This window comes from Streptomyces sp. NPDC058284 (assembly GCF_042881135.1).
GTDB lineage: Bacteria > Actinomycetota > Actinomycetes > Streptomycetales > Streptomycetaceae > Streptomyces.
The window spans coordinates 1-7,760 of record NZ_JBHVYE010000048.1 but is presented as its reverse complement, the minus strand read 5'-3'; the positions used below and the strand labels follow the sequence as shown (position 1 = coordinate 7,760).

The following is a 7,760-nucleotide window of genomic DNA, read 5'->3' as shown; positions in this document are numbered from 1 at the left end:
TAGTTTCCCGCCCATTTTCCTTTCAGTGCCCCCCCCCCCCCCCCCCCGTCCGGCGGGGGGTCCCGGCGGGCGGCCACCCCGGCCCCCCACGCCGCACTCTTACCCGCGGCCTGTCGGTCGGTCTGACCGATCACGTGATCCGCCAGGTTGTGCCCGACCGCAAGGACCGCCCACACCGCCCCGAACGTCGCCAGCGTCGCAACATGCTCAATGCTCCTGGCGCAGCCGCTCGAAGGTGTGCGGGTAGGCCCGCTCCCCCAGCGCGTCAACGAGGTGCCGCTCGGCTCCTTCGTCCAGGCCACACTCGCGGCAGAAGCCGGCCGCCCACTCGTGCAAAGCCCACTGGCGGTCGATGAGGGTGTTGTCCAGGTCGAAGAGGGCAAGATTCACGGCGCTGACCCTAGTCTAGCCGTCGACCGGCTGCCCATCACCAGGCAACCCGGTGAGCACGCCTCGGGGTTGGGCCTCCTGCACATCTGAAATCCATGGGCAGGCATGAGAGCAGCGAGATAGGGTCCCGTGGGTATGTCAACACATGTGCGGCCTCAGAAAGCCGCTGGGCCGTGGGGACCCTGGCAAAGGGCAGGCCTCGTCAACAAGAAGGTCAAGCACGTCATCCGCGTCGTGGACGGCACGAATCGGCAGGCGGTGCTGAAACTGCCCCGGAAGACCGACGCGGTGACGCTTGCTCGGTTCCGTGAAGAAGCCCGCCGCATGCACGACCTGACCAAGGCGCGCGAGACGGGAGTGCTCCCCGTTCTCGACATGGACAGCAGTCCGGACCCGGAGTGGTTCGTCATGCCGACCGCTCAGATGCTGTCTGACGCCCTGCATGACCGGACAGCCCAGGGTGTGCCGGGCCTTCACACCGTGGTGAGCGTCATCGCCGAGATCTCGGACACCCTGGCACGACTGGCCGACCTTGGCATCGCCCACCGCGATATCAAACCCCCCAATCTCTTCTGGATGGACGGCAGGCCCCTGGTCGGCGACTTCGGGATCGCGGCCTGGCCCAAGCGACCAGAACTGACCCTGACCGGCGAGAACGTGGGGCCTATATACTTCATCGCCCCGGAGATGCGCAGCCGACGCAAGCCGTCGCGGGACTTTCCCGCCGATGTCTGGTCGCTGGCCAAGACTCTCTTCGTCCTGGCCCGTGGCCTGCGCTATCCGCCAGAGGGCACTCACTACGTACAGGGCCCTGAGTTCGATCTCTGGAAGTCGGGCGGTAACGCAGGCTTGCAGCTGGCGCAGGTTCTCGAAGCCGCGACGGCCTACCGTCCCCATGAGCGCCTGACCATGGCAGAGTTCCGCGATGAGCTGCGGGCATGGCTAGCCCAGCATCCGGAGGCAACAGTCCGGCCGAAGACCTACCGTCACGGATTCGCAGTGATGGAGACCGTCTTCGAACAGGACCGGCGGAACAGCGAAGCACTTCGCCGTCTGCTGCCGGAGGCCGCCCGGCAGCTGGCTCAGATAATGACCGGCGACTCCGCCCTCTGGGAGGAACCCGAAGAGGGCCGGCGTCGGCCCGAAGGGGTGCACCTGCTCGGTGATGCGGAATACGGATTCCCCGACAACTCACCAGACGGTTTCGAACCCGACGACGTCTGGGTTCTGAGTACTGTGCCCGACGCCGCAGGCCGGAGAATTCTCATCGGAGGAGTCCTCCTCGGGTACGACATCATCGTGCTGGGAGAAGTCCAACAGGTGCGCAACGGCACAGCCGTACTTGAGAAGTGCTGGCGGCGCGACGGGCGGATCCTGCTGCCCAGCAGCCTGGCCGCCCGCAACGAGGTAGCAGCGCTCGCCGCAGACTGGATCGCACAGTCGGGCCTTGTCGCCGCACGCGCTGATGGTTGATCCGTTACCGACGTGCGGGCACGCGCGTTCCTGTCCAAGGAAGCTGACCAGCGCACCGCCGTGGGGCTGAACTGCTCTCCCGTCTCACTGAGCCCTGACCAAACGTCAGGGAAGTTTGGCTGGCCCGGGGGCAGGGGCGCCAGCGTTCGCATCGGGCTTATCTGCCTGACGCTCGGTTGCCATCGACCGCCTGGCCGCCACCCGAGCCGCCTACTCCTTTGGATGGAGCACCCTGCGCCGTCCAGTACTGGGATCCAGCAGGAACGAATCACGCAGCAATTCCTCATCCGGCTGTGGCGGCTCCTGCCACCCGGCAGGCGTGAAGACGATGGCGGATCAAGAAGGTGCGCGCGGCGCGTGACGCGCGCCGCCAACCTGGGGTCCAGCCGCAGGCGGCGCCGCCGTTCCCGCGGGCGGAAGTCGAGCGGTTCATGCGGTTGTGGGACCGGGCGGTCGACACCGGGTTGATGGCGGGCGGCACGGATGTGAAGTACCACTTCACCCCGGACGGCAAGGTGCTCTCTGTGGCGGTCGGCAGGAGCGGGCAGGTGCTGGCCAACGGCGAACGGCTCACGCAGGCGGTGGCCGAACGGCTGCGGGAGGACATGCCGCTGCTGGCGGGGATGGTGCACCATGAAGACGAGCTGCCCCTGTAACAGCACAGGGGAGGGGCGGCACACCAGCCAGGCGTTCCGCCCCTCCCCTCTTTGTGTCCTGGTCGCGTCTACACGGGCTCCGGCAGTACTACCGCGGGCAGCTGTCCCTGTTCGACGTCGTCCCGGTCGATCCGGATGCCGAGCAGGCAGCCGACGGCCCGATACACGGCCGGCGCCCAGTCCGACAGGCCCATCTCCGACCACGGACGGGCGGGAGGAGCGGGCCGGGCATGGACGGCACCGTAAGCAGCGAGCCTGTCGTCAAGAACGGACAGGCGGGCCGCGGTGTCTTCGGGAAGCGCGGAGTATCCGTCCAGGAAGGCCGTGCCGAAATCAGCCGACCATGCCATCCGGTCATCGGCCGGAGAGGAGTAGAGGATCATGGCAGGCGCATCGTGGCGGTTGAGCGTCAGGCACACCATCTCCTCTCCTTCACGGGAGAGAACGTCATCGTTGTCGAACTGGGACAGGAACACTGTGGCCGCGTCCCCGTCCTCCAGGACAAAGGACCAGCCGCCACTCGTTCCGACCATGGCGAGCGACCCTTCGACGTCGTCCGGGATGGTGTAGTCCCGGTACGCGACGGGCGTACCGGTCGTGACAGCGCCCAGGCGGTCGAGCCACGCGGACGTATCAATGCCGCGTATCGCGGTCAACGAGATCCCGTCACGCATACCTGGTGTGCCGCGAGACGGCGTGTCGGCGTAGGCGTGCTCGCCGATCCAGGAGAGGTCGTGGTGGTCGTTGTGCATACCCCCGACGGTATCCGTCGGTCCGGGTCAGCGAATCAGCTCGCCGACAGGAAGGCCGCAGGCCACGCCTGGAAGGGCAGCGGCCACGGCCTGGTCTTCGGGGAGGTTGGTCAGGCGTCACCGTCACGGAGAGCGGCTTCGGCGATGGTCTCGGCGAGCCGCTCTGCGGGGCCAGAATCTGCGAACACGTGTCTGAGCAGCACTGTCACCGCTGTCACCGCTCGTGCGGCAGGAACGGGGACGGACCGCTCAGTGCTCGGTCGCTGATGCGGACGGGGTCCGGGTGGCGGGAGCGGGCTCGAGCCGGAAGGCCTCGGCGAGCGGTGAACCGGGAAACAGCCGGGCCACCTGCTTGGTGACCAGCAGCATCACCTCCACCAGCGGCGTGCTGTCGCTGCGGATGGTCCCCAGCCACAACAGGACGGCTGAGGGGACGGTGGCCAGGAGCAGCCAAGGAGTCCACCACAACAGCGTTGCCACGCTCAACACCGCCGCGATGGCGGAGGCCGACCCCCAGGCGACACGGAAGAGGCGGCTGAAGAGACTGTTGAGATCGATGCTCCAGCCATAGGGCGCCGCTTCCCGCCGCAGCTTCGCGCGCACCAATGGCCCGTACTGGAAGTACAGGTCCCACGGATCGATCAGCAGCAGCACGCCGATGCTGACCAGTGCTGAGCCGAACCCGGTGTAGATGCGGCCGAAACGGGTGGAGACGGCGTAGTCGAGCATCGCACCGGCCATCATCAGCAGCCCGCCCAGCGCCCGGCCCGTCAGCAGCGCGATGGCCTGCCACGTCTGCAGCTCCTTGCCCGGCGCACCAGAGCCGCCCCCGTCTGGAAGATCGACACAGAGTTGCTCGCGGCGCTGGACACCGTCTTTGAGAAACCCCTCGGCCGTGCGCAGCGCCCGGTCGACGTCGGCGAGGAAGTACTCCTCGTGCAGCTCCTTTGGCAGCGACGTCTCCTGGACGCTCCCGGCGGCATCGGTGATCCCCGTCGGCATCGCGGTGCGCAGCTGCGCGAGTTCCTCCTGCAGGGCCGTGGTCTGAGCCTGTGCGCGACTGGCCAGGAGCTCGGCTTCCTGCCGGGCCTGACGGGCCCGCTCCAGCTCCTGCTTGGCCACACGCAGCTGCTCGCCAAGCGCCTGGATCCGCTCCTGGGCCCCGGCCGGGGCCGCGGACAGTTCATCGAGCTGCTCCTGGAGGTGGGACACCAGGCGCAGCAGGAGCAGCGTCAGCTGGTGCGCCTGCAGGCGTTCCTGTTCCAGCTCGAGGGTGCGGTCGGTCATCGCCGCGAGCCGGTCGCTGGTCTTCTCGATCACCGCGAGCGCCCCGCCCTGCGGCACCGACGCCTTGCCGGGCGGCACAGTGGGCGGATTGTGGGCGGCCTCCCACAGCCGGTACGCCCTGTCGAGATCCAGGGCCCGTTTGCGGGGCTCGGTGACCACCGCCCTGACCACGGCGTCGACGAACGCCTTCGGCGGCACCTTCCCGCTCAGGTTGTCGCTGATCGTCGACTTCCCGTACATCACCGTGTCCTGCAGCTGGCGCAGCGTGACGCCGTGGAAGTCGATCAGGTCGCGCAGGAACTGGGCCAGTTCAGCGGCCTGCTCCGTCTGGGCACGCAGCGGCGCCCACGCCCGTCCCCGGCCCTTGCGGCCCGCCATCGCGCCCCCCGGCATTGTCCGGCCGTGTCCCGGACAAAGGGCCCCTTGTCCGGAGTTCACCTGGTCGAAGGGTACGGACAAAGTGCTGGACACACACCAGGGCGCAAGGCTCATGACCAGAACCGCTCGGCTCCCCAACCGCCATGACCCTCACCGGAGTTGCCTGCATGAACCGCCCCGCCGCCCCTTCGCCCACCCGCAGCCGCCGCACACCGGCCCGCACCGCCGGACCCGGACAGCCGCCAATCCCCACGAAACGATCACGCTGCGGGCGCTCGCGCAGCACACTGCCTCGCATGAGCGAACTCGCCATCGACACCGGCGACCGCGGCCGGATCATCGACCTGCGCCGGGAACCCGACGCCGCCAACCGGCTCCCCCGCGGCAAAGCCGGCGGCCGCTACCAGTGCTGCGCCTGCGGCAAGGACCTCATCTTCAGTGGCCCGGCCACCCCCCAGTCCGGCTTCACCCCGCGCTTCCGCCACGACGGCAGCGACCCCAGCGCCGACCGGTGCGGTGCACCCGCAGCCCACCAGGCCGACATCCAGGCCGACCTCACCGTCATCCTCGATGTGCGCGACCAGCTGAAGCGCGCCCTGCCCGGCGCCACCGTCTGCCTCCAGATCGACCCCCAACTTGCCGGACAGCGCTGGGAACTGCCACCCGCGCTCGTCATCCGCCACGACGACCAGGTCGTCGTCATCGACCGGCCCCGCCGCCCGCTCACCACAGCGGTGGCCGGCCCCCGCCTGCAGCATGTGCGCACCACCTACGGCGAGAGGACCACCCACTGGTGGTTCTTCGACCGCGACGACCCCCAGCAGTACCGCCCCGAGGGCACCGTCAAGGTCCGCCCCAACGGCAAGCCCGACACCCATGCCAAGGTGTGCCCCACCTCCGTCCAGCGGCAGCTCATCCAGGCGGGCAGCGCGGTCTGCTGGATCACCAAGGACACCGTCCTTATCCCGTATGGCGGCCACCCCGGCACCTACCCCGCCCTCGAGGGCGAGGACTGGAGCGGCGAGATGGCCTCCTGGGCGAAGGACTGGAAGATCTCCCACCCCTACCCGGCCGACGGCGCCGCCTGGTGGGGCCTGATCCCGCTTCCGCTGATCGCCCTTGGACAGCACACCGGATTCCGCCCCGCTCCCGCCTTCGCCCTGATGACCGCCCTGGAGAAGGCCCAGCACGGCCGCGAGGCCCACCGCCGCCGCCTCGCCCGGGAACATGCACACAGCCAAGCCGCCCCACCTGCACCCGCGGTGGCCGACCCGCTTCCCTGCGAGGCACCGGCGCCCGCCGCCCCGGCAACACCGCCGCCAGCACCGCTGCTTCCGCCGCAACCCGTCCTGCCGCCACCGCCCGCCCAGGCACCCCTCCCCCGTGTCCCTGCTCCCTGTCGGCGGTTGCTCTGGCGCCGGCTGCTGTCCCGCCGCTGGCGCAGGTGACCTCGCCCCGCCCGACACGAGCGCCAGGGGCGGGCCCGTCCCGGACACCGCCCGAGCGGGCCGGGGCGGACCCGATTTCCGGCACCTGCGTCGCGGGATGATTCGTCCGTGGTGGGGGTGGGCTTGTCTCCGCCTTATGCGGCAGCGAGTTCCCCGGGGCCTGCGGATTCAGCGGAGAGGCCACCGATCGTGAGGCCCAGCATGAGGGCTCCTTCAAGCGCTGACAGGATCACCGTGAGCTGCTCGCGTTCCTCAGGTGTGCCGTTGTCTGCGTGCTTGAGTTTCTGCAGCTTGTTCCGCGCTGAGACCAGGGCGAGAGCCAGGATGTCGTGGAGGAAGGTGGGGCCCTCTCCATCGTCGTACGGATTGGCCTTGCGGGCCCTCACCGGACCACCGCTGTAGACGAAGCACAAGGCTTCGGCTCGTTTCGTCGGCTTCCTTTGGCCGCCCTCGTCAAGGTAGATGAGGTCCGGCTCCTCAGGCAGGTTCTCATCCACCCAGAGCAGCACATTTTTCGGAGCGAAGGACTCGCGCATGATTCTGTCGAGCAGCTCAATGAGGGAGTTCGCCGCCTGTGAGACGCCGTCCTCCGAGCGCTTAAGAGCGTCCCGCGCGCCACGGATCTTCCTCACGGGTGGCGAGTTGGCTCGCTCGACGCGTCGTGCAGATGCTTCTGTGACCAGGTTCCGGCACTGGGCGGCGAGGAAGTCGGGACCGTCCGGAGCCCACGCGGCAAGGTCGGAGCTCGTCGCCGCAGTGGTCTCCATCGGCAAAACAGCCGAAGGCACCCGCCTACCCAGCCCGCCCGGGCCCGGCCCCCTCCGCACGGCGTCACCGAGGCACCCGTAACCCCCTCCCGCGCCAGGCGGAACAGCCGTACCCCCCACCGGCCATGAAGGGAGACAGCCGCACCCCCCACCGGCCATGGGCAGGACGGCCCTACCCCCCACCGGCGGTGAGCACACACCGCGACACACCCCGCCCCGCGGACGGCCGGACACCCAGCCACCCCCCACCCACCACAGCAGGCAGACGGGCTCCACACCCGGCAGACAAGACCACCCACTCCATACGCCCCCACAACCGGCCCGAACACACCCGCCCCCCGACGGACGCAGAACACCCACACGCCCACACCACCCCCGGCAGACAGCACGGCCGACCCCACCCCGGCCCCCACCGGCCAGACCGGAGCCAGGGCCGGAGCCGGGGCCAGGTCAGGCCGGGACCGGGGCCAGGCCAGGGTCAGGGCCAAGGTCAGGCCGCGGCCAGGCCAGGCCGGGGCCAGGGCCGGGGCCAGGCCGGGCCGGGGCCGGGGTCAGGCCGGGGCCGGGGTCAGGCCGCGTAGAGATCGAACGTCGAACCCCGCCGGGGAC

7 protein-coding genes are annotated in these 7,760 nt (G+C 69.4%); 3 read left to right on the top strand and 4 right to left on the bottom strand.

Annotated features, from left to right (window positions below; all coding sequences use genetic code 11):
- Window positions 1-207 precede the first annotated feature (207 nt).
- Window positions 208-390, bottom strand: a complete 183-nt coding sequence (locus ACFVYR_RS36470; RefSeq protein ID WP_384262403.1) for a hypothetical protein — start codon at window positions 388-390, stop codon at window positions 208-210.
- Window positions 391-624: 234 nt separating this feature from the next.
- Between ACFVYR_RS36470 and ACFVYR_RS36465 the strand changes: the two genes are divergently transcribed.
- Window positions 625-1,863 (top strand): protein kinase, encoded by a 1,239-nt coding sequence (locus ACFVYR_RS36465; RefSeq protein WP_384262405.1) that lies wholly within the window; start codon window positions 625-627, stop codon window positions 1,861-1,863.
- Between the two features lie 344 nt (window positions 1,864-2,207).
- The gene (locus ACFVYR_RS36460) at window positions 2,208-2,519 is read left to right on the top strand and encodes a hypothetical protein (protein ID WP_384262407.1); all 312 of its coding nucleotides are present in this window, start codon (window positions 2,208-2,210) and stop codon (window positions 2,517-2,519) included.
- 68 nt (window positions 2,520-2,587) lie between these two features.
- On the opposite strand, the gene ACFVYR_RS36455 is transcribed toward ACFVYR_RS36460, so the two are convergent.
- Window positions 2,588-3,271 carry a hypothetical protein gene (locus ACFVYR_RS36455; RefSeq protein ID WP_384262409.1) on the bottom strand — a complete coding sequence of 228 codons (684 nt, stop codon included), beginning with the start codon at window positions 3,269-3,271 and terminating at the stop codon, window positions 2,588-2,590.
- 249 nt (window positions 3,272-3,520) lie between these two features.
- A complete protein-coding gene (locus ACFVYR_RS36450; protein WP_384262412.1) occupies window positions 3,521-4,936 on the bottom strand; it encodes a hypothetical protein in 1,416 nt (471 codons plus the stop codon).
- Between the two features lie 296 nt (window positions 4,937-5,232).
- On the opposite strand from ACFVYR_RS36450, the gene ACFVYR_RS36445 reads away from it, so the two are divergent.
- The gene (locus tag ACFVYR_RS36445) at window positions 5,233-6,384 is read left to right on the top strand and encodes a hypothetical protein (RefSeq protein ID WP_384262414.1); all 1,152 of its coding nucleotides are present in this window, start codon (window positions 5,233-5,235) and stop codon (window positions 6,382-6,384) included.
- A 134-nt stretch (window positions 6,385-6,518) separates the two neighbouring features.
- On the opposite strand, the gene ACFVYR_RS36440 is transcribed toward ACFVYR_RS36445, so the two are convergent.
- Complete coding sequence (locus ACFVYR_RS36440) at window positions 6,519-7,151, bottom strand: hypothetical protein (protein ID WP_384262416.1); 633 nt, start codon at window positions 7,149-7,151, stop codon at window positions 6,519-6,521.
- Window positions 7,152-7,760: the final 609 nt, after the last annotated feature.

What these genes read in the sequence shown, in the direction of transcription:
- ACFVYR_RS36455 (WP_384262409.1), bottom strand. Translation starts at nt 3,271, where the DNA reads ATGCACAACGACCACCACGACCTCTCCTGGATCGGCGAGCACGCCTAC.
- ACFVYR_RS36440 (WP_384262416.1), bottom strand. Translation starts at nt 7,151, where the DNA reads ATGGAGACCACTGCGGCGACGAGCTCCGACCTTGCCGCGTGGGCTCCG.
- ACFVYR_RS36445 (WP_384262414.1), top strand. Translation starts at nt 5,233, where the DNA reads ATGAGCGAACTCGCCATCGACACCGGCGACCGCGGCCGGATCATCGAC.
- ACFVYR_RS36450 (WP_384262412.1), bottom strand. Translation starts at nt 4,936, where the DNA reads ATGGCGGGCCGCAAGGGCCGGGGACGGGCGTGGGCGCCGCTGCGTGCC.